Raw genomic sequence first — 22,222 nt, forward strand, 5'->3', positions numbered from 1 at the left:
GATGACGTCGTTTAACATTACGCTCGTTGCTCCCTCGACCGTCGCTTCGGCGACCGAGGGCCCGTCTGACCAGGACTTCGAGTCGATCGTCATGGAGTTATGCAGTGTGCTTGCTGAGACTGACTGTGCATTCAGTATGGCCGGATTTGGTCAGGATCAGTGGCCCGTCGATGTCCGGTACGATCTATCAACTCTAGTCGAGCAGTTCCCGGATCTGCTAAGTGGCATTAGGGTCGGCGGCTCGGCGGAAGTGGATATGTATGGTCAAGGTATCGAGCGGACCATACGTTTTGCAGTCAGCGGTGACCGCGTAGAAGCGACGTGTATTTCCCGCACGGGATGGGTTCCCGATCCTGTCATCGAAGAAGTCGATTACTCGGAGCTGCTGACGATGCTTGAATCCGTAGCTTTCGCGTTCGCCAAATCCTTGCGAATGGTTTGGCCGCAGTGTGCGGAAATGGTTCCGTTTGCTGATTGGCTTTCTGGTAAGTAGAGGGCTGCCACGCCGTACCGCGTTGGCTCCGCCGAGTAATTGCTCGGGCGCGTAGTGTGCTGACGGTTGTGGTTGCTTGCTTGGGTTGCCGTCAGCGTTGCTGCTGGGCGCGTACGCGCAGGCCGGAATGGCATGGCGCGTGCGCGTCCGTCCGGCGTAGCCGGGCGCTCTTGATCCTGTAGAGCAGTTTTGAGCCAGTCGGATCTTGGTCCAGTACCTTGGTCCGGCTGGCTTGCTGCTTCGTGCGGTTGCGGTTGCGGCTGCTGCGGGAGCGCTTGGCGGGCGGTGGGGCCTGCTCGTCGTTGCTGGGACGTTGGAGACGGGCTGTTCGGCGAAGATGCCTCAATCGGCCTGGTGCTTGATCACTCCGTCGATGAGTTGACTGTTGGTGTCCGCGTGGCGCAGCGCCAGGTAGGGCTGCGTTCTTGTCGTCGGCGGTGCGGGCGTGGTGGTAGCGGACGGTGACGGCTTGTTAGTCGGCGACTCTGCGGCGTAGGTCGAGGTCGTTGATGGGTTCGCGGAGGACGCTGCCGCGTAGTAGGTCGAAGGCGTCGGGGTGGACGGAGGTGCCTTTGCCGGCGACGCTGTAGATGGTGCGCCGGTGTTGGAGTTCGCGTAGCGCGTTGGGCGGCCATGGAGGCCACGCCGTAGAGGTCGGCCATCTTGCGACACTTGCTCGGTCACCGTGAAGAAGTTGAAGCAGGGTCTCGAACCGCCGGGACACCTGGGTCTCTCACCGGCGCAGTCGGCTGCCGTGGCTGGCGGGGAGAGCGAGATGACCACTCGAAGTGCTCTGGAGTTGGTCGGTCGGGTGGTGGCGTGCATCTTCGTACGCCACCACCCGCTCCATAGGATGCGACCCCGGGCCTACGTTCTGACGTGTAGCAGGAGGGAGGGTCCATGGGTGAGGGCGAAGGCTCGGCAGCCGGGTACCCCGGTTTCGCCGTGATGCGACCGGCTCGCCTTCTGCCGAACGTCGGCACGCTCAAGCGCATCGCCGTGGCGAAGCTGGCCGGCATTCGGATGGTCAGCGCCTCCTTCTCGGGGGATCGACTCCTGTTCCAGCCCTGGCTGACGGCCATGATCGATGAGGGGCCCCGTGTCTCCGTCGCGGGGGTCTACCGGACCGACTCCCTGCCGGGACAGGAGTCGGAAGAGACCGGACCGACCTTCTGCTTGAGAAAGTCCACCTGGCTGCGCGACGCCGACCTCGCCTCGGCGAAGAAGGCAGCCGACCTCAGGTCGTATCTGTCGAGCGATGCGCAGGTGGAGGACGTGTTTGCATTTGTCAACCGCAGTGCCGGTCTCGAGGTGGTCCGTGACACGGAAGCATTCATCGCTGCCGTGGATGCGGCCGAGTTGACCCTGCGTGCCGTCGACCGGGCCGATGCCCGGTGGGAGTTCGTCAGCATCAGGGTGGCTGGCGAGGTTCGCGCGCTCGGCATCGAGTACTCGCCGTTGACGACCTCCATCGATCTGATCGAGTCGGCGCTTCCCGAATGGTCGGCGTCGGTCGACCGGGCTGTGGGTGTTCCGGGATTCGAGCCGGACGGTCCGCTCACGATCAGCATCGACCGATCGGTGCCCGAGCTCGTGGGCCAGACGGGGTGACCGGTCCGATGTGACATGGAGGGTGGGCTCGCCGCTGCGGTGGGCCCACCCTTGTGTTTGTCTCTGCGCCACCACCGGACGTTGCTGGCGCCACGGGGCTGGGCGGGGCAGAGGCGCCTCCATCCAGGGGTTGCGTGTTCACCGACCGTGGGTCCGTGACCCGCCGGTCCGGCGGGCACCAGTGATCCTTTCGGCTGCTTGGCATATCGCCCGCTCCGGAGTGGACTGTTGGCGGCCCTCCGGTGACTGTTTCACGTCAGCGGCATCGGGTATTTGGGCGGTTGGCCGGCCCGGGTTGACGCGAGGCCCGTCACCCCGCGTGACGGATTGACGGGAGCGTCCTCCTGGCCAATGTCGTTACGGTGACACGCCGCCGGAAGGCATTGATGTTAGTCACCGTCTGCCGCTCTCTGCATGTCTTGTTCCCTTCGGAACCTCCCACTTAGCCTGAGCGCGCTCAAGGTTCAACGGGGGAGCGGCACCATGAAACTACAGATTCGGCTTCTCGGCTGCGTGGAGCTGTGCGTCGACGGCCAGGTCGTCACGCCCGGGGCGGCGAAGCGACGCGCGGTCCTCGCAGGCCTGGCACTGGAGGCGAACCGCCCGGTCTCGTTGTCACGGCTGGCCGACATGGTCTGGCCCGACGTGCCACCCGCCTCCGCGGTGGCGAACCTGCGTTCCCACGCCGCCGGGCTGCGGCGGGAGCTGGGCGACCGGCTCCTCGCCCGCCCCAACGCGTACGAGCTGCGGCTCTCGCCGGACGAGCTGGACGTGACCCAGTTCCACCGGCTGGCGGGCGAAGGGCGGGCCCTGCTCGCCACGGCCGACCCGGCCAGCGCCGTCGGTACCCTCACCGCCGCACTCGCGCAGTGGCGCGGAGTGTCGGGCGACGGCCTGCCCCGGGGCACCGCGCTGGACAACCGGTGGGCCAGCCTCGACGAGCAGCGTCTCCAGGTCTTCGAGGAGCTGGCCGAGGCGCGGCTGGCCGCCGGCGAGCACGGGCACCTCCTGCCCGAGCTGCGCGGGCACCTCGCCGCCCACCCGCTGCGCGAGCGGGCCTGGACCCAGCTGATGCTGGCCCTCTATCGCTGCGGGGACGTTCCGGCGGCGCTCACCGTCTACCGGGACGCCCGGGCCACGCTCGACGAGCAGCTCGGCATCGAGCCGGGCGAGGAACTGGCCGCCCTGCACCGCGCGATGCTCGACCGGGCGCCCGAGCTGGCGTACAGCCCGCCGCCCGCGCCGGTCATGACGGCGACCGCGCCGGTCGCCCCGCCGCCGGCGTCGGACGCCGCCGGAGTGGCACCGCGCCCGTCCGGGCTCGGCGGGCCCGCCGGCTGGGCGGTGCCCCGTGAGCTGCCGGCGGGCCTCGTCACCTTCGTCGGCCGGAGCCGGGAGACGGCCGAGGTCGTCACGGCCCTGCGCGGTGCGACCCCCGCCGCCGTGGTCGTGACCGGCGCGTTCGGCAGCGGCAAGAGCGCGTTGGCGGTACGCGCCGCGCACGCCGTCGCCGCCGACTTCCCCGACGGGCAGGTCTTCGTCGACCTCGGCGACCGGGCCCCGGTGACTCCGGGTGAGGTGCTGGCCCGGGTGTTGCGCGCGATCGGGGTCGCCCCCGGCGACGTGCCCACGAACACCGACGAGCGGGCCGGCTGGTACCGGTCCCTGGTGGCCGGGCGGCGGCTGCTGCTGGTGGTGGACGGGGTCACCCGCGCCGCCCAGGTCCGCCCGCTGCTGCCGGCCGGGCCCGGCCCGGGCCTGGTCGTGGTCGGGCAGCGCCGGCTGGGCAGCCTGGACGGCGTGCGGCGGGTGACGCTGCGCCCGCTCGCCGACGCCGACGCGCACGAGCTGCTGGCGGCGCTCGCCGGCCCGGAGCGGCTGGCCGTCGACCCAGCCGCCACCGGCGAGCTGGTCCGTCTCTGCGCCGGATCGGTGCTCGCGCTGCGCGTCGCCGGCACGCGCCTGGCGGCCCGACCGGGCATGTCGGTGGACGCCCTGGTCGGTCAGCTCGCCGACGGGCGGGAGCGGCTGGACCTGCTGGACTACGAGGACCTGTCGGTGCGCGCCAGCCTGAGCACCGTCGTCGCCGCCGTCCGCGCCGACGACGAGGTGGCCGGCCGCATCCTCGCCCTGCTCGGCGCGACGCCCGACGCCCTGCTCCAGCCCGAGCGGGTCGCCCGGCAGCTCGGGATCTCCGCCGCGCGGCTGCACCGCACCCTCGACGACCTGGCCGACGCGCACCTGGCCAGCCGGGACGAGCACGGGGTACACCGGCTGCCGGCGCTGGTCCGGGAGTATGCCGCCGAACTGGCCGGCGAGCCGGCCCCCGCGGCGCACCCGCTGACGGCGTTGCGGGGCGACCCGGTCGCCGCCTGAGGGGCCGGTGGACAGGCTGACGCCCGTGCCTCAGGAGGTTTCGCCGCGCACGATCGCCACGGCCACCCGGCAGAACTCGTCCATGTCCGGGTTGAAGCCGGCGGCGATGTCGGGGTGCAGCCCCGAGCGCGTCTCGTCGAGCAGCCGCTGGCAGATCTGCTCCACCGGCTCGCCGGCGTAGCTGGCGCTGATCCGCTCGGTGGCGGCCTGCAGCGCCGAGGTCAGCTGGTCCTCCAGCGGGCCCTGCAGCTTCTGCTGCACGGGATCGAGCCCGCGAGGGTCCAGCGTGACATGTGGCTCCGACATCGGCGCTCCCTTCATCGGCGTCCGCGGTACCCCACCGCGGCCGTCGGTCAAACCACGTGCGGTACGGCGGCCACCCGGACCCGGTACGAGAAGTCCTCCGCCGGCTTCTCCGCGTACGACAGTCGCCGGATCTGCCGGTCGTCGTCGTAGAGGGCGACGTCCACCAGGACGCCGAGGTGCGCCAGGCCGATGCTGGCCACCCGCTTCTTGTCCTGGAGCACCGCGCACACCCCGCCGAGCAGGGTGCTGGCGTCGGAGGTGCGGTGCCCCGGCGGGCAGCGCAGCACGAGGTCCACCTCGATCGGCCCGGACAGCGGGGTCCAGCCGGTGCGCTGGGCCGCGGCGCAGGCCGCCTGGAGCAGGGCGCGGACCCTCGTCGCCTGCCGGTGCCCGGCGGCGAAGATGGACAGCGCCTCGGTCCTGACCGGTGGCAGGCCGCCCACCTCGAACGTCAGGGCGAGAGCGCGGGTGTCCTGCACGACGGCACCTCCTCGTTGGGGACGATCCTGCCCAACCGGTCCGGCGGCGGAGGGGGATTCCCGCGAGAACCCACCGATCGGGGCGCTCCGCCCGCCCACCCCCCGTCGTCGATCATGAGGTTGGCCGCGACGAAACGGACGAGACGCACCCGCCAACCTCATGATCGTCGAGGCGGGGCGCGATCTTGTTACGGTGGGGCCGTGGCGGACGGGGCGGGCGGCTGGGGGATGAGGTTCCTGCTCTGGCTGGGGCTTCCCCTCCTCGCCCTCCTCGGGCTGGCCCTCGGCGTGCCCGACGTCGCCCCGGCCTGGCGGGCGAAGTCCGGTGGCGGCACGGCGGGCACCTTCACCGCGCTGCACGAGAGGTGCGGCCGCAACTGCGTCTGGCACGGCGACTTCGTCCCGGACGGGGGCGGGCCGCCGCGCCACGACGTCGTCGTCTACGACGGGCCGGAGAGGCTGACCCCGGGGGCCACCGTGGCGGCCCGCGACACCGGGGCCCGCAGGGGCGTCTTCGCCGCGCGGGGCGGCGACACCTGGTTGCTCTTCATCGGGCTCGCGGCGGCCGGCGTGCTCGCCGCGATCGGCTGGGTGGTCCTGCTGGTGCGCGCGACGACCAACCGGCGCCGGATCACGCCCGGGCCGGGGGCAGCCGGTCACCCCGTCCAGCGCGGGTGAGGCGCCCCCGACCGGGGGGACCGCGAAGGGTCAGTGGCGGGCGCGCTTGACCTCGTGGAAGGCGGACATCCGGATGAGGGGGAGCAGCGAGTCCCAGATCGTCAGGGCGTCGTCGGTGCCGGGGACCTCGGTCAGGATCGGGCCGTGGACGCCCCGGTCGGCGCCCGGCACCATGAGCACCGGCGCGCCGATGTCCGGGCCGGCCGAGGCGTACGCCAGGGCGTGCGACTCGCGTACCGCCTCGTCCCAGCGGTCGTCGTCGAGTGCCGGCGCGGCGGCACCCAGGCCCGCCGCCTCGACGGCCGCGTCCACGATCGCCGCCGACAGCGGGTTGCCCGCGTCGTGGCTGCGGGCGCCGATCTCGGCGTAGAACCGCGCGGCGTCGTCGTGGCGGCCCTCGGCGCGCAGCGCCTCCACCAGGCGCAGCGCCCGGCTGGAGGCGGTCATCGCCTCGGCGTGCTCCGGCGGCACCCGCCCCGAGTTGAGGATGGCCAGGCTGAACGCCCGCCACTCGATGTGCAGGCCCCGGGCGTCGGCGACGGCGACGAGCCAGCGGGAGGTGCGCCAGGTCCACGGGCAGGCGGGGTCGAGGAAGAAGGTGGCGTCCATCGGCCGAGCCTACGGTCGGCCGGGCCGGCCCGCACGGCGGTGATCCGCGCCACACCCGGCGATGTCGGCGCCGTCCCACCAGCGTCAGGTTTCGCAACTTCGCAGGTCGGGCAGTGTGTGGCCACGAAACGTCCGGGGCGACGGAACCGCTGGTCAGACGGCCCGAACGGCTCGCCGTGCGCCGGGGCGCGGAGCCTCACCCCGGCCTTTGGCCGACACGAGGGGAGGGGTGATGAGCGACCCTGACAAGGCCCGACGCCGACGCCGGCCGCGCGTGCGCGCGGTGGCCGCCGCCGCGGCGTTGACGCTGGTGGCGCCGATGGCGGCCGCCTGCGGTTCCGGTGGGGACGGCGGTACGCCCACGATCAACCTGTACTACCCGCCGGAGCAGAACCTGCAGAAGGTCGTCGACGACTGCAACGCGCAGGCCCGGGGGCGTTACGAGATCGTCTACCGGGTGCTGCCCCGGCAGGCCGACGACCAGCGGGTGCAGCTGGTCCGCCGACTGGCCGCGCAGGACAGCGGGATGGACGTCCTCGGCCTCGACGTCACCTGGACCCAGGAGTTCGCCAGCGCCGACTGGATCAGGGAGTGGACCGGGCAGGACCGGGCCGAGGTCGAGCAGGGCACCCTCGCCGGCCCGCTGGAGACCGCCCGCTACTCCGACAAGCTCTACGGCGCGCCGAAGAACACCAACGTCCAACTCCTCTGGTACCGCAAGGACCTGGTGCCGCAGCCGCCGAAGACGTGGGACCAGATGATCTCCATCGCGCAGGAGCTGAAGCAGCAGGGCAAGCCGTACCAGGTGCTCACGATGGGCGCCCAGTACGAGGGGCTCGTCGTCCTCTACAACACCCTCGCCGAGAGCGCCGGCGGCAAGATCCTCAGCGACGACGGCAAGCAGGCCGTGATGGACGCGGGCACCGTGCGGGCGCTGGAGCAGCTCCAGCGCTTCGCCACGTCGGGCGTGACGTCGCCGTCGTTCAGCAACGCCACCGAGGACCCGGTCCGGCTGGAGTTCCAGTCCGGCGACGGCGCGTTCCAGGTCAACTGGCCGTTCGTCTACCCGGCCATGCAGGAGGCCAACCCGGAGCTGGCCAAGCAGGTCGGCTGGGCCCGGATCCCGGGCGTCGACGAGAACACCCCGAGCAAGGTCACCATCGGCGGGATCAACATGGCGGTCAGCGCCTACTCGAAGCACCCCGAGGAGTCCTTCGAGGCGGCCCGGTGCATCCGCAGCGAGAAGAACCAGAAGTTCTCCGCCGTCAAGGACGGGGTGCCGCCGACCATCGAGAAGGTCTACGACGACCCGGAGATGGCCGAGGCGTACCCGATGAAGGACACCATCCTCGAGGAGCTCAAGGAACCGGCCGTCCGGCCGCTGACCCCGGCGTACCAGAGCATCTCCACCGTCATGTCGGCGATCCTGTCGCCGCCGTCGGCGATCCGGCCCGAGCAGACCGCCGACGAGCTGCGCGACGCCATCGCCGACGCCCTCGAATCGAAGGGGGTCCTGCCGTGAGCGAGCGCACCCCGCGCCTCGACGCCGAGCGCCGGGAGGTGGCGGCATGAGCGTGAACGCCACGCCGGCGGGCGCCGACGTGGCCGCCGACGAGACGGCCGCCCGGCCCGGCCGGGACGCCAGGGTGCCGGCCCAGCGCGCCGGCCGGGGCCGCAAGGCCCCGCTGAGCGAGAACAGGAAGGCCGAGCGCCGGCTGGGCTGGCTGCTCTGCGCGCCCGCCGCGCTGGTCATGGTGCTGGTGACCGCGTACCCGATCATCTACTCGGTCTGGCTGTCGCTCCAGCGCTACGACCTGCGCTTCCCCGCCGAGCGCGAGTTCGTCGGGCTGGAGAACTACGTCACCGTGCTGACCAACGAGTTCTGGTGGACGGCGTTCGGGGTCACCGCGCTGATCACGGTGGTCACCGTCGCCGTCGAGCTGGTGCTCGGCATGGGACTGGCGCTCATCATGCACCGCACGCTGGTCGGCCGGGGCATCGTGCGCACCGCCGCGCTGATCCCGTACGGCATCGTCACGGTCGTCGCGGCCTTCTCCTGGCGGTACGCGTGGACGCCGGGCACCGGCTACCTGGCCAACCTGTTCAGCGACGGCGCGCCGCTGACCGAGCGGGCCAGCTCGCTGGCGATCATCATGCTGGCCGAGATCTGGAAGACCACGCCGTTCATGGCGTTGCTGCTCATGGCCGGCCTGGCCCTGGTGCCGGAGGACCTGCTCAAGGCCGCCTCCACCGACGGCGCCACCTCCTGGCAGCGGTTCACCAAGGTGATGCTGCCGGTGATGAAGCCGGCGATCCTGGTCGCGCTGCTGTTCCGCACCCTGGACGCGTTCCGGGTGTTCGACAACATCTTCGTGCTGACCGCGGGCGGCAACGAGACCTCGTCGGTGTCGATGCTCGCCTACAACAACCTGATCCGGGGCCTGAACCTCGGCATCGGGTCGACGATGTCGGTGCTGATCTTCCTCACCGTGGCGATCATCGCCTTCGTCTTCGTGAAGCTGTTCGGTACCGCTGCCCCCGGCAGCGACGACGGGGAGAGGCGTTGAGATGGCTGACACCACCACCCGGGCCAAGCTGCGCTGGGGCCTGCTGGACGCCATCGTGGTCGTCTTCGCGCTGGTGCCGGTGCTCTGGATCATGTCGTTGTCGTTCAAGACCCCGGCGACGCTGACCGACGGGAAGTTCATCCCGCAGGAGTGGACGCTGGACAACTACCGGACGATCTTCTCCACCGACCAGTTCCTCCGGGCCCTGGCCAACTCGATCGGCATCGCGCTGATCGCCACCGTGATCGCCGTGGTGCTCGGCGCCATGGCCGCGTACGCGATCTCCCGGCTGGACTTCCCCGGCAAGCGGCTGCTGGTCGGGGTCTCCCTGCTGATCGCGATGTTCCCGCAGGTGTCCCTGGTGTCGCCGCTGTTCGAGATCGAGCGGCAGCTCGGCCTCTTCGACACCTGGCCGGGCCTGATCCTGCCGTACATCACCTTCGCGCTGCCGCTGGCGATCTACACGCTGTCGGCGTTCTTCAAGCAGATCCCGTGGGACCTGGAGAAGGCGGCGAAGATGGACGGCGCGACGCAGGCGCAGGCGTTCCGGCGGGTCATCGCCCCGCTCGCCGCGCCGGGGTTGTTCACCACGGCGATCCTCGTCTTCATCTTCTGCTGGAACGACTTTCTCTTCGCCATCACCCTGACCTCCACCGAGCGGGCCCGCACGGTGCCGGTGGCGCTGTCGTTCTTCACCGGCGAGTCGCAGTTCGAGGACCCCACCGGGGCGATCTGCGCCGCCGCCGTGGTGATCACCGTGCCGATCATCCTGTTCGTCCTCTTCTTCCAGCGCCGCATCGTCTCCGGCCTGACCTCCGGCGCAGTCAAGGGATAGGTGGTACTCATGGCTGACATCGTGCTCGACAAGGTGAGCAAGAAGTTCCCGGACGGGACCGTCGCGGTGGCCGACGTCGACCTGGAGATCGCCGACGGCGAGTTCGTCATCCTGGTCGGGCCGTCCGGCTGCGGGAAGTCCACCACCCTCAACATGATCGCGGGCCTGGAGGACATCAGCTCCGGCGAGCTGCGCATCGGCGGCCAGCGGGTCAACGACAAGGCCCCCCGGGACCGGGACATCGCGATGGTCTTCCAGTCCTACGCCCTCTACCCGAACATGACCGTCCGGGAGAACATGGCGTTCCCGCTGCGGCTGGCGAAGCTGGACAAGGAGACGATCCACCGAAAGGTGGAGGAGGCGGCGAAGGTCCTGGAGCTCTCCGCGCTGCTGGACCGCAAGCCGGCCAACCTCTCCGGCGGCCAGCGCCAGCGGGTCGCGATGGGCCGCGCGATCGTCCGGCAGCCCAAGGCGTTCCTGATGGACGAGCCGCTGTCCAACCTGGACGCCAAGCTGCGGGTGCAGATGCGCACCGTGGTGTCGCGCCTGCAGAAGAAGCTCGGCACCACCACCGTCTACGTGACCCACGACCAGACCGAGGCGATGACCCTCGGCGACCGCGTCGTGATCATGCGGGGCGGCGCGGTGCAGCAGGTCGGCCCGCCGCAGGAGCTGTACGACCACCCCCGCAACCTCTTCGTCGCCGGCTTCATCGGCTCGCCGTCGATGAACTTCCTGCACGCCGCGGTCGAGGACGGCCGGCTGCGTACGGCGCTGGGCGACGTGCCGATCGGCGAGCGGATCCGGCGTGAGCTGGAGGGGGCCGACGCCCCGCGCGAGTTGATCCTCGGCATCCGCCCGGAGCACTTCGAGGACGCCGCGCTGATCGACGACGACACCCGCGGCCGGGGTCTGGAGTTCGACGCGCCGGTCGACATCGTCGAGTCGATGGGCTCCGACAAGTACGTCTACTTCAGCGTCGAGGGGGAGCGGGCCAGCGCCGCCGAGCTGGAGGAGCTGGCGGCCGACGCGGGCGCCGACTTCAGCGGCGGGGGCGCCAGCCTGGTGACCCGGCTGTCGGCCGAGTCCCCCGTCGAGGAGGGGCAGACCCGCCGGGTCTGGTTCAACCTGGAGAAGATCCACCTGTTCGACCCGACCAACGGGCGCAACCTGACCCTGCACGAGGGCCGGGCGGCCGGCGCGCTCGCCGACTGAGGTACGACGCGACGGGCGGGTGGGTCGCACCGACCCACCCGCCCGCTGCCGTCTCAGCGGTCAGCGACGGCGCCGGCTCCGCTCCGGGATGTCGGCGTCGACCCGCTCCCGGCGGATCTGGTCGTCGATGGGCTGCTCCTCGACGACCTCGTCCTTGGCCAGGTGGACCCGCTCGACGGGCACCGTCTCCTTGGCGACCACCGGCCGCTCGGCCCGCAGGGTCATCTCCTGCTCGGCCTCGCCGATGTCGGAGCGGACGCCGCGCGCGTCGCGGGCGGCGATGGGCTCCCGCTCCACGTACACCTCGTCGTGCTCGACCGGCACGGTGGCGTGCACGTCCTCGGTGACGACGTACTTGCGCAGCCGTGCCGTACCGGCGGGCTGGCTCTCCGTGCCGACCCGCATCCGCTCCTCGGACCGGATCAGGTCCTCGCCGGCGCCCGGCGCCCGTCCGCGACCAGTGGCCGGCGGGGCCTGCGGGGCCTGCGGCGTCAGGCGGTAGTGGGCGTAGAGCTGCTCGATCTGCGCCGTGTCGAGCGGCTGGTCGGTGCCGGCGTCCACGGCCGGGGCGTCCTTCACGGTGGACTTGTCGTAGTCGACCGCGAGCCCGCCGTCGGTGATCCGGGCCTTCTCCAGCGGAGCCATCGACTCCTTGTGGCCCATCAGACCGGTCTTCACACTGACCCAGGTCGGCTCACCGGCGGCGTCGGCCCAGATCTGGCCCACGCTCCCGATCTTCGACCCCGAGCGGTCCTTGACGTCCTGTCCGTACAGCGAGTTGGCCTGCTGTTCAGTGAGCCTCATGGTCGTCTACCTCCCTCTCGGTTCACGGGCCGGATACCCGTCCGGCCGGGGCGGATTCGTCGACAGCCCGCCGAATAGGAGCAGCACCCGGAAGGCGGGAGCCGGGCGAACGCGGCGGGCGAGAGGGGCCGGCGGGACCGGTGGGGCCGCTGGGACGACGCGCTGGCCGGTGGGGCCGCTGGGACGGCCGGCGGCCCGCCGGTCAGCCGGCCCAGTCGACCCGGGGCGGCAGGCCCAGGAAGGCGGCGTAGCGGCCCAGCGCGCCCGTCACGCGGGCCCGGGTGCGCTCGTCGAGGGGCGCCAGCGGGAACACCGTGGCCGTCACCCGGGTCCTGCCGACCACCCGCTTCCAGGTGCCCACGACCCGCCCGTCGCGCACGACCGTGGGCTGGAAGACGCCGTTGCGGCCCGGCACGATCGCGTCGGCGTGGTCGGGATCCAGCATCAGCGAGCGGTCCTTGAAGCCCAGCAGGTACTCGTCGAAGCCGGGCAGGACCAGCAGGTCGTCGACCGGCTCGCGGGGCGCGTCCAGCAGGGCGGCGTCAACCAGTGCCTCCGCCCCGTCGACGCGCACCACCGTCAGGGCGTCGCCGGCCGCCGCGAAGCCCCGGCGCGCGTCGGTGAGCGTCAGCCCCGTCCAGCCGGCGAACTCCCGGGCGGTGACCGGCCCGTGGGAGCGCACGTAGCGGTGGGCGAGGATGGCGAGCGCCTCGTCGCGCTCCGGCCGGTGCGGGTCGGGCACCCACTCGTCGAGCAGGGCGAAGGTCTGCTCGGTGCCCACGTTGGGCGCGAGGCAGGTGACGCCGCGGACGCTGGCGTACCAGAGCAGGTGGTAGCCGCGCTGGCCGCCGGTGTCGATGCCGGCCGCCCGCAGCGCGGCCAGGCACCGCGCCCGGGTGAGCCGCCCGCCGCCCGCCAGCGCGGCGCCGAGCACGTCGACCGCGCGGTCCGCGTCGGCCTCGGTCAGCCCGAGCTGCGCGCGGCGGGTGGCGCCGCCGGCCAGCGAGCGTACGCCGGTCAGCTCCAGCATCCAGCGGGCGTCGCGGGGCGGCACGAGGTGCACGGTGCCCCGCATCGGCCAGGTGCGCAGCGCCTCCCGGCGTTCCAGCGCGGCGTGCACGTCGGCGTGGCCGAGCGCGGGCAGCCGCACCCCGAGCGACCACATGCCGCTGGCCAGGTCCTGCGCCTGCATGGCCCCGAACCACTCCACCACGCCGGCCACCCCGTCCGGGCGCACCGTGGGGTGCGGGCGGAGCAGCAGGCTGGTCATCCGCAGCGCGAGCGCCTCGCGCCGGCCGAGGTCCACCGTCATCGGGTTCCCTTCACGAAGAGGTCGGCGCCAGCCTAGGACCGCCCACCGACCCGTCGACGCGCATAGGGGCGGCCACAGTGGGAAAGCGCCCGGCCGAGATACGCGCAATGGTGCGCGTGGAGGGAGCGACATGACTGCGTCCAGTGAGCCGTCCCGGCGCGGCGCCGTACCGCTGCATCCCGGCGAGGGCCGGGCCGGCGGATCGGCCAAGACCAGCGCCGCCGCCGCCTTCGCCCTGGTCTTCGGGGTGGCCGCGCTGATCAGCGTGCTGACCGTGATCCTGTCCTGGATCGGCCTGCTGCTCGGCATCATCGGCGTGATCCTGGGCATCGTCGGGCTCAAGATGGCCGGCCGACCCGGGGTGACCGGCCGGGGCGTGGCGATCGGCGGCCTGGTGCTCAGCGCCCTGGCGGTGCTGATCGGGCTCGCCTTCGCCGCCGGGATCACCACCTTCCTCAACGACGAGGGCGGCGTGAACCGGATCCAGCAGGAGGTCGACGACCTGCGCGACCGCCTCGACAACTGACCCGGCGCCCACTGCCGCCGGCCGGGTCGCCCGGCCCGGGCCGGGCGCGCCCGACTAGGGTGGGCCCGTGCTCCGAGAGGTCTGCGGGATCCGGTACGTCACCCCGCTGCGCGAGGGCGGCTCGCTGCCCGGCGTGGTGGAGGCCGACGACCTCGGCACGTACGTGGCGAAGTTCCGGGGCGCCGGGCAGGGCCCCAAGGCGCTGGTCGCCGAGGTGATCTGCGGCGAGTTGGCCCGTCGGCTGGGCCTGGCGGTGCCGCCCCTGGTGGTGCTCGAGATCGATCCGGTGATCGGGCGGGCCGAGCCCGACCAGGAGGTGCAGGAGCTGCTGCGCAACAGCGGCGGCGCCAACCTGGGCATGGACTTCCTGCCCGGGGCGCTGGGCTACGACCCGGTCGCGCACCCCGTCGAGCCGGCGCTCGCCTCCCGGGTGCTCTGGTTCGACGCCTACGTGGAGAACGTCGACCGCAGCTGGCGCAACCCCAACCTGCTCGTCTGGCACCGCGAACTCTGGCTGATCGACCACGGGGCGTCGCTGTACTTCCACCACAACTGGCCCCGCGCCGAGGCGGCGGTGCACCGGCCGTACCGGGCCGACGACCACGTGCTGGCGTCCTACGCCACCAGGGTGGCCGAGGCGGACGCCGAGTTGGCCCCCCGGGTGACCCGGGACCTGCTCGGCGAGGTGCTGGCCCTGGTACCCGACGGCTGGCTGACCGGCGCCGACTTCGACTCCGCCGACGCGGCCCGCGCGGCGTACGTGGACCATCTGGCCCGCCGGGTCGCGCGCACCGCCGACTGGCTGCCGCAGGGGGGCGCGGCGTGAGGGAACCCTTCGAGTACGCCGTCGTCCGGCTGGTGCCCCGGGTGGAACGGGGCGAACAGGTCAACGTCGGCGTGCTGCTCTACTGCCAGCGGCGGGACTTCCTCGGCGTGCGTACCCATCTGGACGCCGCCCGGGTGCGGGCGTTGGCCCCGGAGGTCGACCTGGCCGCCGTGGCCGCCGTGCTGGATTCCTGGGACCGGACGTGCGCCGGCGACGGCCCGTCGGGCGGGATGCGGCTGGGGGAGCGGTTCCGCTGGCTGGCCGCCCCGCGCAGCACGATGATCCAGACCGGGCCGGTGCACACCGGGCTGACCGCCGATCCGCCGGCCGAGCTGGAGCGACTGATGGACGCGCTGGTGCGCTGAGCCCCTGATCGCGCTTCGCCGGCGACGCTGCCGGCCAAGCGCGATCCCCCGTTCAGGGTGACCGGTGCCGGTCGGCTGCCGGTCCGCCGGCACCGGTGCGACCAGCATCGCCGGCCGGCGGTCGGACCGGCCACGGAACGCATCGAAACTTGCGGACATCTTGAGCTACCGCCTCTGGTGCCATGTCCCCGGCATCGCCCGCGGCGGGCGGTCCCGGGCGCGCAGTCCCCGGGTGACCGTTTGACGGCGCAAACATCGGGTAGTCGCCGGAGCTGACCCGACATGAGGAGGGAACACCCGATGGCTGCCCAGACCAAGGTCGCGGTGATCTACTACAGCGCCACCGGCATCACGTACCAGATGGCGCAGGCGGCGTGCGAGGCCGCCGGTGAGGCGGGAGCAGAGGTGCGGCTGCGCAAGGTGCACGAGCTGGCGCCGGACGAGGCGATCCGCTCCAACTCCGGCTGGGCGGCGCACGCCCTGGAGACCCAGGACGTGCCCGAGGCGCAGCTGGACGACCTGTCCTGGGCCGACGTGGTGGTCTTCGGGACCCCCACCAGGTACGGCGTGATGGCCGCGCAGCTCAAGCAGTTCATGGACACCACCGGGCCGCTGTGGTCGCAGGGCGCGCTGGCGAACAAGGTCTATTCCGCGTTCTGCTCGACGGCCACCTCCCACGGCGGGCAGGAGGCGACCCTGCTGTCGATGTTCAACGTCTTCTACCACTGGGGCGGGGTCGTGGTGACCCCCGGCTACACCGACCCGAGCCAGTTCGTCGCCGGAAACCCCTACGGCGCCTCGCACACCAGCAACAACGGCGAGACGGCGCCGGACCACGTCGCGCTCGGCGCCACCGCGTTGACCGTCAAGCGGGCCGTGCAGATCGGTGCGGCGCTCAAGGCGGGCCTGGCGGGCTGAGCTGCGCCGTCCGGCTGACGTGGCGCCACCGGCCGGGCCACGCGACCGGCGGTCCGGGCGGGGGCTCTCGACCCGTCCGGACCGCCGGTCGCAGCACCCCTACCCCCGATCGGATCGACTATGCACGCCCGGTCGTCCCCGAGAACCTCCCGGGCGCCGTCGACGGGTCCCCGCCCGAGGCCGGCAGCAGCCCGCCCAGCAGCTCGGCGAGGACGGCCACGCCGTCGGGGCTGAGCACCGACTCCGGGTGGAACTGCACCCCCGCGAAGCCCCGCCCGCGCAGCGCGTGCACCGCGCCGTCCGCCGCGTCCCGGGCCAGCTCCACGGGGCCGTACGGGGTGGCCAGCCGGTCGGCCTCGGCGCGCGCCGTGAAGGTGGAGTAGAAGCCGACCCGGCGGCGCGTGCCGAAGACGTCCACCTCCCGCTGGAGCCCCTGGTAGGGCGCGTCCCGGCGGTGCGGCGCCAGCCCGAGCAGGCCGGCGAGCAGTTGGTGGCCCAGGCAGACGGCCAGGGTCGGCCGGCCCTCGGCGAGCAGCCCGGCGAGCAGCCCGCGCATCGTGCGCATCTTCGGCTCGGTGGCGCTGCCCGGGTCGCCCGGACCGGGGCCGACCACCACCAGGTCGTGGGCGTCCACCGGGCCGGCGGCGTGCCACGGCCGCAGCGTCACGGCCAGGCCGAGCGCGCCCAGCTGGTGGGCCAGCATGCCGGTGAAGGTGTCCTCGCCGTCGACGATCAGCGCCCGCCGGCCGGTCAGGCCGGGCAGGCCGCCGGCTCCCGGCGACCGCTGGTCGAGCCAGAACCGGGCCAGCGGCGCGTTGCGCGCGGCCAGCGTGGCCCGGACCTCCGGGTCGTCGGCGAGGCGTGCGGCGGGCTCCGGGCCGCCTGCGGGCGCCTGCGGGCCGAGGCCCAGCGCGGCCAGCACGCCGGCGGCCTTGGCGTGCGTCTCGGCCACCTCGCCCTCGGCCGTCGAGTGCCGCACCAGGGTGGCCCCGACCGGCACCCGCAGCTCGCCGCCGGGGGAGATCTCGGCGGTCCGGATCAGGATCGGCGCGTCCAGGGTCTGCCGGCCGGCGTCGTCGCGCCCCAGCAGCGCCAGCACCCCGGCGTAGTAGCGCCGCCCGGTGCGCTCGTGCCGGGCGATGACCCGGCAGGCGTTCTCCATCGGACTGCCGGTGACGGTGGGCGCGAACATGGTCTCCCGCAGCACCTCCCGCACGTCCTTCGTGCCCCGGCCGGCGAGCAGGTACTCCGTGTGGGCCAGGTGGGACATCTCCTTGAGGTACGGCCCGACCACCTGGCCGCCGTGCTCGGCGACCGTGGCCATCATCTTCAGCTCCTCGTCGAGCACCATGTACAGCTCCTCGACCTCCTTGGGGTCGGCGAGGAAGCGCAGCAGCGCGGCCCGGTCGGCGTCCGCGCCGGTGTGCCGGAAGGTGCCGCTGATCGGGTTCATCATGACCAGGCCGTCGTCGACGCTGACGTGCCGCTCCGGGCTGGCCCCGACCAGGATCCGGGTGCCGGTGTGCACCAGGAACGTCCAGTACGCCCCGCGCTCGCCCCGCAGCAGCCGACGTAGCGCGGCGAGCGCGGCGACCAGCGGCGGGCCCTGCACGGTGGCGCGCAGGCAGCGGTGGATGACGAAGTTGGCGCCCTCGCCGCGCCCGATCTCCTCGGCGAGCACCCGGGCGACGGTGGCGGCGTACTCGTCGTCGCTGACGTCGAAGCCGGCGTCGGCGGTGCGCACGGGCACGTCGGGCAGCGCGGCGAGCGCCTCGGCCAGGTCGATCCGCTCGTGCCCGGCGATCCGGAGGAACTCCAGCGGGACGCCGTCGTCGACGCAGGCGAAGCCCCGCTCGGTGACCTGCCGGTAGGGCACCAGCGCCAGGGTGCGGGGGCCGGGCGGCCCGTCGGGCAGCGGGAGGTCGGCGAGCCGGTCGGCCGTGCGTACCGTGCCGGTGAACAGCTCCAGATGCGTGGCGCCCTCGCGGCGGACGAGCGCGAAAGGGCCGGGGTCGCCGCCGCCGGCGACGGCGGCGAGCAGCTCGGTCAGGTGGGTCACGGGGTCTCCTCGGGCCGGGCGGCGCCCGGCGGGGCGACCGGGAGGGCCGGGGAGAGACCGGCGGCCGCCTCGTCGGGCGGCCGCGTGGGAAGCTACGCGCGGGAGATGGCCGCCGGGTCGGCGGGCCACCAGCAGGACAGGTGCGCGAGCATGTGGTCACCCTACGGCCCTCGCGCGGGCCCGGAAAGCCGATCGGGCGTACGGCCCACCCGCTGGGACGCCGGAGCGCGGCACAGCGGGTAACTTGACCCGCGATGAACATTCTCGCGCTCGACCTGGGCACCTCCTCGGTACGCGGACTCGTGCTGGACACGGACGCCCGCCCGCTGCCCGGCGCGCTGGCCCGGCGCAAGGTGAGCCTCGTCGTGCGGGACGACGGCACCGGCACGCTGGACGGCCCCGGCTACCTGGCCTGCCTGGCGGCGTGCCTGGACGAGCTGGCCGAAGCCGGGCACCTGCGCGACGTGTCGCTGGTGGCGACGTCGGCGCAGTGGCACTCGGTGGTCCCGATCGGCGCCGACGGCGCGCCCCTCGGGCCGGTGCTGACCTGGTTGGACACCCGCCCCGAGGCCCTCGCCGGGGCGGTCGGCCCGGCCGACCCGGACGACTTCCACCGGCGCACCGGCACGTGGTGGCACCGCTGCTACTGGTCGATCCGGCTGCCCTGGTTGCGCGAGCACACCGGCGGGCGGATCGCCCGCTTCGCGGGCCTGGCCGAGTACGCGCTGGGCGAGCTGCTCGACTCGGCGCCCATGTCGATCTCCCAGGCCTCCGGCACGGGCATGCTGGACCTGCGGACGCTGGACTGGGACGCCGAGGCGTGCGCGCTGGCCGGCAGCCGCGCCGACGAGCTGCCCGAGCTGGCGCCGAACGGATGGCGGGGCCGGCTGCGGCCGGCGTACGCGCGGCGCTGGCCGCAGCTCACCGACGTGCCCTGGGCCGGTCCGGTGGGCGACGGCGCGGCGTCGAACGTCGGCTCGGGCTGCGTCGAGCCGGGTCGGGCCGCGGTGACGGTCGGCACGTCGGCGGCGGTCCGGCTGGTGCAGCGCGTCCCGGCGGGGCAGGTGATGCCGCCGCTGCCCGAACAGCTCTGGCGCTACCGGGTCGACCACGACCACGTGGTGACCGGCGCCGCGTACTCCTCCGGGGGGAACCTCTTCGCCTGGGCCGACCGGGAGCTGCGGCTGCCCGGGGGCAGTGAGCTGGAGGTCGCCCTGGCCCGGGTGCCGCACGAGGGCGGCCTGCCGGTGAACGTCCGCTTCGGCGGGGACCGGCCGCCCGGCTTGGCCCCGGCCGGCTCGGGCGCGCTGGGTGGCCTGAGCTTCGGCACCAGCGCGGTGGAGATCCTGGCCGGGTTGATGCGGGGCCTGTGCGACCTGGTCGCCGACGACCTCGGCGTGCTGGAGTCCACCGTCGACGAGTCGGTCGAGGTGGTGCTCGGCGGGGGCGCGATGGCCGCCTCCCGCTGGTGGCGTACGACGTTCGCCGCGACGCTCGCGCCCCGGCCGGTGTGGTTCGGGAGCAACCCGGAGGTCGGGGCGAGCGGCGCGGCGCTGGTGGCGCTGGGCCGCGTCGGTGACGCCTCCCGGCTCGCCGCCATCGTCCGGACGGACGACGCCGCCTCACCCTCCTGAGTCGCACCTCAGCCCGCCCCGTTGACACAGCTTCCGGGCCTGGTTGGATGGACTCCGCTCCCCGGCTCGCGGCGGACGCGGGACAGGGAGGAGGTAGGTGTGGCAGGTCCGGAACCGTCCGACGACGGGGTGTCGCAGCACCGCCGGCGCCGGTTCGACGTCCGGGTCGTGCCGCACCGCCGCCGCTCCCCGTTCCGGCTGCGGGACTGGCGGATGCGCACCAAGCTCGTCACCGTGCTGGTCATTCCGTCGGTCGCGTTCCTGGTGCTGGCCGGCGTGCAGACCCACACCCTGGTCGGCCGGACGACCGCGCTGGGCGACTTCGCCCGGCAGGTGGGCATCGGCCGGGAGATCGTCGCGCTGGTGCACCAGCTCCAGCAGGAACGCGACCGGGCCGCCGGTGAGCTGGGCGAGCTGCGCCGCGGCGGCGCGGGCGGCGACCGGGACGCGGCGGTCATGGTGCTGAAGCCGTTGCAGGGCGCCACCGACCAGGCGCTGCGCGACCTGCGGCGAGCCGCCGAGCCGCTGGCCGACGCCGACGCGTCCTGGCGGGTCGCCTACTCCGAGGTGCTGGAGGCCTACGACCAGGTCGCCTACATCCGGGCCGCGATCCCCCCGGCGGTGCTGGGCAGCGACACCATCCTGAGCAACTACCACCGGGCCGTTGACGCGCTGCTCCGCCTCCTCGCCGAGCCCTCGCCGGGCGAGGACCGGCCCGCCCTCAGCGACGCGGTGCTGCGCTACGTGCAGCTCGCCCGGGTCAAGGAGCTCTCCTCGCGGGTCCGGGCCCAGCTCTACGAGGCCGCCCGCGCCGGCCGGTACGGCGTGGAGGACCAGGTGGTCCTGACCGACCTGCGCGCCCAGCAGCTGACCGCGCTGGGCGCGTTCCGGGTCGTCGCCACCGCCGAGCAGGTCCGTCGCTACGACGAGACCTCGGTGGACCAGGCCTTCCAGGCGGCCACCCGGCTGGAGGAGCAGAGCCTGCCGACCGGCGTCGCCGCGCCGACCGTGCTGCCGGCCCCACAGTGGTGGGCGGCCGGCGAGCAGCGTCAGGAACTGCTCCGCCGGATCGAGGCGTCGGTGCTCGACGACGCCGTACGGCAGGCCGATGAGGCGAGTGCGACGCAGCTGCGGAGCACGCTGCTGGTCGTCGGCAGCATCCTCACGGTGCTGCTGGTCGCCCTGCTCATCTCCGTCCTCGTCGGCCGCTCCATCGCCCGGTCGATGCGGTTGCTGCGCGGGCAGGCGCTGCGCATCGCCCAGCTGGAGCTGCCGGACGCCCTCGACCGGCTGCGTACGGTGACCGGGGGCGTACCCGCGATCGAGGTCCCGCCGGCGGTGGTCCGTTCGCTCGACGAGATCGGCGAGCTGGCGGAGGCGTTCGTGGCGGTGCACCGCAGCGCGGTCAACGTCGCCGTCGAACAGGCGACCACCCGGCGCAACGTCAACGCGATGTTCGTCAACCTCGCCCGGCGCAGCCAGGTGCTCGTGGAACGCCAGTTGGAGCTGCTCGACGACCTGGAGCGCGAGGAGAGCGACCCGGACCAGCTGGAGAACCTCTTCAAGCTCGACCACCTGGCCGCCCGCATGCGGCGCAACGACGACAGCCTGCTGGTGCTCGCCGGCAGCGAGTCGACCCGTCGGTGGAACCGGCCGGTGGGGCTCGGCGCGATGCTGCTCGCCGCCAGCGCCGAGATCGAGCAGTACCAGCGGGTGCGGCACGGGGCCGTCGCCGACCTGCACGTCGTCGGCCACGCCGTCGGTGAGCTGGTCCACGTCCTCGCCGAGCTGCTGGAGAACGCGACCTCCTTCTCCCGTCCGGACACGGTGGTGGCGGTCACCGCCCGGGCCGAGGGCGCCGGCGCGGTCATCGAGATCAGCGACCAGGGGCTCGGCATGGGCCCGGACGCCCTGGCCGAGGCGAACGCCGTCCTCGCCACCCCGCCAGCCGCCGACGTGGCGGCGGTCGAGCGGATGGGTCTCTTCGTGGTCAGCCACCTGGCCGCCCGGCTCCGCGTCGAGGTGCGCCTGGACGGCGGCGAGGACGGCCTCGTCGCCCGGGTGCGGCTGCCCGGCGACCTGCTGGCGGAGGCGCCCGCCCCGACCCGGATGCTGACCGCCACGGGGGGCGGCGCGGCCTGGGACGGCGGGCCGCCGCCCGGCGAGCTGCCGGTGGCCGGGCGGCCGCCGGTGTGGGGCGGCGCGCGGCCGGCGCGCGAGCTGCCGGTGGCCGGGCGCTCCGACCTCCCGCCCCGGCAGGCCCGTTCGGTCCCGGTCCGGGCCGAGGACGTGCTCGCCCCGGCCCGGCCGCCCGCGTCGACCGGTGCGGGCTGGTGGTCCCGGCAGGGGCCGGCGCCCGGTCCGGCGCCGCAGACCTCGCCCACGCCGCCGGCCGTCCCGGTCACCGGCGGGACCAACGAACGCGGCCTGCCCGTCCGGGTGCCCATGGCGCAGCTCTCCGCCGTCACCCGGCCGGGGCGGCCGGAGCAGCCGGCGGTGCGCCACGACCCGGACCCGGAGGCGGTCGGGGGAATGTTGTCCCGGCTCTACAGCGGGGTACGGCGGGCCGAGGCCGAGGACACCACGGAGATTTCCACGCCGCCGGGCGG

20 protein-coding genes and 1 pseudogene are annotated in these 22,222 nt (G+C 73.3%); 14 read left to right on the forward strand and 7 right to left on the reverse strand.

Annotated features, from left to right (window positions below; all coding sequences use genetic code 11):
- Position 1 precedes the first annotated feature (1 nt).
- Positions 2-493 carry a hypothetical protein gene (locus tag ACSNN9_RS04745; protein ID WP_436671384.1) on the forward strand — a complete coding sequence of 164 codons (492 nt, stop codon included), beginning with the start codon at positions 2-4 and terminating at the stop codon, positions 491-493.
- Between the two features lie 250 nt (positions 494-743).
- Here the strand turns inward: ACSNN9_RS04745 and ACSNN9_RS04750 are convergent.
- Positions 744-1,155 (reverse strand): annotated as a pseudogene (locus ACSNN9_RS04750) (GntR family transcriptional regulator); the annotation flags it as partial.
- 238 nt (positions 1,156-1,393) lie between these two features.
- Here ACSNN9_RS04750 and ACSNN9_RS04755 point away from each other — a divergent pair.
- Together ACSNN9_RS04755 and ACSNN9_RS04760 are read left to right on the forward strand one after the other, a co-directional pair.
- Positions 1,394-2,104, forward strand: coding sequence for a hypothetical protein (locus ACSNN9_RS04755; RefSeq protein WP_436671385.1), 711 nt, complete (start codon positions 1,394-1,396; stop codon positions 2,102-2,104).
- A 483-nt stretch (positions 2,105-2,587) separates the two neighbouring features.
- Positions 2,588-4,480 carry a BTAD domain-containing putative transcriptional regulator gene (locus tag ACSNN9_RS04760; RefSeq protein WP_436671386.1) on the forward strand — a complete coding sequence of 631 codons (1,893 nt, stop codon included), beginning with the start codon at positions 2,588-2,590 and terminating at the stop codon, positions 4,478-4,480.
- A 30-nt stretch (positions 4,481-4,510) separates the two neighbouring features.
- On the opposite strand, the gene ACSNN9_RS04765 is transcribed toward ACSNN9_RS04760, so the two are convergent.
- A complete protein-coding gene (locus ACSNN9_RS04765; protein ID WP_436671387.1) occupies positions 4,511-4,786 on the reverse strand; it encodes a hypothetical protein in 276 nt (91 codons plus the stop codon).
- A 47-nt stretch (positions 4,787-4,833) separates the two neighbouring features.
- The gene (locus tag ACSNN9_RS04770) at positions 4,834-5,265 is read right to left on the reverse strand and encodes a hypothetical protein (RefSeq protein WP_436671388.1); all 432 of its coding nucleotides are present in this window, start codon (positions 5,263-5,265) and stop codon (positions 4,834-4,836) included.
- Positions 5,266-5,466: 201 nt separating this feature from the next.
- Here ACSNN9_RS04770 and ACSNN9_RS04775 point away from each other — a divergent pair, with 201 nt between their 5' ends.
- Positions 5,467-5,943 (forward strand): hypothetical protein, encoded by a 477-nt coding sequence (locus ACSNN9_RS04775; RefSeq protein ID WP_436671389.1) that lies wholly within the window; start codon positions 5,467-5,469, stop codon positions 5,941-5,943.
- A 30-nt stretch (positions 5,944-5,973) separates the two neighbouring features.
- Here ACSNN9_RS04775 and ACSNN9_RS04780 read toward each other — a convergent pair whose 3' ends face one another.
- Positions 5,974-6,552 (reverse strand): mycothiol-dependent nitroreductase Rv2466c family protein, encoded by a 579-nt coding sequence (locus ACSNN9_RS04780; RefSeq protein ID WP_436671390.1) that lies wholly within the window; start codon positions 6,550-6,552, stop codon positions 5,974-5,976.
- A 232-nt stretch (positions 6,553-6,784) separates the two neighbouring features.
- On the opposite strand from ACSNN9_RS04780, the gene ACSNN9_RS04785 reads away from it, so the two are divergent.
- From ACSNN9_RS04785 to ACSNN9_RS04800, 4 genes are read left to right on the forward strand one after another with little or no spacing between them, the layout of a single operon-like run.
- On the forward strand, positions 6,785-8,074 hold the full coding sequence (locus ACSNN9_RS04785; protein WP_436671391.1) for an ABC transporter substrate-binding protein: 1,290 nt from the start codon (positions 6,785-6,787) through the stop codon (positions 8,072-8,074).
- Between the two features lie 46 nt (positions 8,075-8,120).
- A complete protein-coding gene (locus tag ACSNN9_RS04790; protein ID WP_436671392.1) occupies positions 8,121-9,119 on the forward strand; it encodes a carbohydrate ABC transporter permease in 999 nt (332 codons plus the stop codon).
- A gap of 1 nt (position 9,120) precedes the next feature.
- On the forward strand, positions 9,121-9,954 hold the full coding sequence (locus ACSNN9_RS04795) for a carbohydrate ABC transporter permease (protein ID WP_358082114.1): 834 nt from the start codon (positions 9,121-9,123) through the stop codon (positions 9,952-9,954).
- A 9-nt stretch (positions 9,955-9,963) separates the two neighbouring features.
- Positions 9,964-11,169, forward strand: a complete 1,206-nt coding sequence (locus tag ACSNN9_RS04800; RefSeq protein ID WP_436671393.1) for an ABC transporter ATP-binding protein — start codon at positions 9,964-9,966, stop codon at positions 11,167-11,169.
- A gap of 60 nt (positions 11,170-11,229) precedes the next feature.
- Here ACSNN9_RS04800 and ACSNN9_RS04805 read toward each other — a convergent pair whose 3' ends face one another.
- Entirely contained in the window at positions 11,230-11,973 is a 744-nt protein-coding gene (locus ACSNN9_RS04805) for a YsnF/AvaK domain-containing protein (protein WP_436671394.1), read from the reverse strand.
- Between the two features lie 202 nt (positions 11,974-12,175).
- Positions 12,176-13,285: a winged helix DNA-binding domain-containing protein gene (locus ACSNN9_RS04810; RefSeq protein ID WP_436671395.1), complete on the reverse strand. Its 1,110-nt coding sequence runs from the start codon at positions 13,283-13,285 to the stop codon at positions 12,176-12,178.
- 130 nt (positions 13,286-13,415) lie between these two features.
- Here ACSNN9_RS04810 and ACSNN9_RS04815 point away from each other — a divergent pair, with 130 nt between their 5' ends.
- The 4 genes from ACSNN9_RS04815 (at position 13,416) to wrbA (ending at position 15,920) form a co-directional block, all read left to right on the forward strand.
- A complete protein-coding gene (locus ACSNN9_RS04815) occupies positions 13,416-13,811 on the forward strand; it encodes a DUF4190 domain-containing protein (protein ID WP_436671396.1) in 396 nt (131 codons plus the stop codon).
- A gap of 67 nt (positions 13,812-13,878) precedes the next feature.
- Complete coding sequence (locus ACSNN9_RS04820) at positions 13,879-14,637, forward strand: HipA family kinase (RefSeq protein WP_436671397.1); 759 nt, start codon at positions 13,879-13,881, stop codon at positions 14,635-14,637.
- Positions 14,634-15,002: a DUF3037 domain-containing protein gene (locus tag ACSNN9_RS04825; RefSeq protein WP_436671398.1), complete on the forward strand. Its 369-nt coding sequence runs from the start codon at positions 14,634-14,636 to the stop codon at positions 15,000-15,002. Before ACSNN9_RS04820 ends, ACSNN9_RS04825 begins: the two co-directional genes overlap by 4 nt.
- A gap of 300 nt (positions 15,003-15,302) precedes the next feature.
- A complete protein-coding gene (gene wrbA, locus ACSNN9_RS04830) occupies positions 15,303-15,920 on the forward strand; it encodes an NAD(P)H:quinone oxidoreductase (RefSeq protein WP_357874390.1) in 618 nt (205 codons plus the stop codon).
- Positions 15,921-16,038: 118 nt separating this feature from the next.
- Here wrbA and ACSNN9_RS04835 read toward each other — a convergent pair whose 3' ends face one another.
- A complete protein-coding gene (locus tag ACSNN9_RS04835; protein WP_436671399.1) occupies positions 16,039-17,979 on the reverse strand; it encodes a chorismate-binding protein in 1,941 nt (646 codons plus the stop codon).
- Positions 17,980-18,233: 254 nt separating this feature from the next.
- Between ACSNN9_RS04835 and ACSNN9_RS04840 the strand changes: the two genes are divergently transcribed.
- A complete protein-coding gene (locus ACSNN9_RS04840) occupies positions 18,234-19,613 on the forward strand; it encodes an FGGY family carbohydrate kinase (protein WP_436671400.1) in 1,380 nt (459 codons plus the stop codon).
- A gap of 99 nt (positions 19,614-19,712) precedes the next feature.
- Positions 19,713-22,222 (forward strand): nitrate- and nitrite sensing domain-containing protein (locus ACSNN9_RS04845; RefSeq protein ID WP_436671401.1); only part of this gene is annotated, 2,510 nt, incomplete at its 3' end.

Origin of the sequence: Micromonospora sp. URMC 107 (genome assembly GCF_051386315.1) — a bacterium.
In the GTDB taxonomy this organism is placed as follows: domain Bacteria; phylum Actinomycetota; class Actinomycetes; order Mycobacteriales; family Micromonosporaceae; genus Micromonospora.

Coding starts and splice junctions, on each gene's coding strand:
- ACSNN9_RS04745 (WP_436671384.1), top strand. CDS start 2: ATGACGTCGTTTAACATTACGCTCGTTGCTCCCTCGACCGTCGCTTCG.
- ACSNN9_RS04755 (WP_436671385.1), top strand. CDS start 1,394: ATGGGTGAGGGCGAAGGCTCGGCAGCCGGGTACCCCGGTTTCGCCGTG.
- ACSNN9_RS04760 (WP_436671386.1), top strand. CDS start 2,588: ATGAAACTACAGATTCGGCTTCTCGGCTGCGTGGAGCTGTGCGTCGAC.
- ACSNN9_RS04765 (WP_436671387.1), bottom strand. CDS start 4,786: ATGTCGGAGCCACATGTCACGCTGGACCCTCGCGGGCTCGATCCCGTG.
- ACSNN9_RS04780 (WP_436671390.1), bottom strand. CDS start 6,552: ATGGACGCCACCTTCTTCCTCGACCCCGCCTGCCCGTGGACCTGGCGC.
- ACSNN9_RS04785 (WP_436671391.1), top strand. CDS start 6,785: ATGAGCGACCCTGACAAGGCCCGACGCCGACGCCGGCCGCGCGTGCGC.
- ACSNN9_RS04790 (WP_436671392.1), top strand. CDS start 8,121: ATGAGCGTGAACGCCACGCCGGCGGGCGCCGACGTGGCCGCCGACGAG.
- ACSNN9_RS04795 (WP_358082114.1), top strand. CDS start 9,121: ATGGCTGACACCACCACCCGGGCCAAGCTGCGCTGGGGCCTGCTGGAC.
- ACSNN9_RS04800 (WP_436671393.1), top strand. CDS start 9,964: ATGGCTGACATCGTGCTCGACAAGGTGAGCAAGAAGTTCCCGGACGGG.
- ACSNN9_RS04805 (WP_436671394.1), bottom strand. CDS start 11,973: ATGAGGCTCACTGAACAGCAGGCCAACTCGCTGTACGGACAGGACGTC.
- ACSNN9_RS04810 (WP_436671395.1), bottom strand. CDS start 13,285: ATGACGGTGGACCTCGGCCGGCGCGAGGCGCTCGCGCTGCGGATGACC.
- ACSNN9_RS04815 (WP_436671396.1), top strand. CDS start 13,416: ATGACTGCGTCCAGTGAGCCGTCCCGGCGCGGCGCCGTACCGCTGCAT.
- wrbA (WP_357874390.1), top strand. CDS start 15,303: ATGGCTGCCCAGACCAAGGTCGCGGTGATCTACTACAGCGCCACCGGC.
- ACSNN9_RS04840 (WP_436671400.1), top strand. CDS start 18,234: ATGAACATTCTCGCGCTCGACCTGGGCACCTCCTCGGTACGCGGACTC.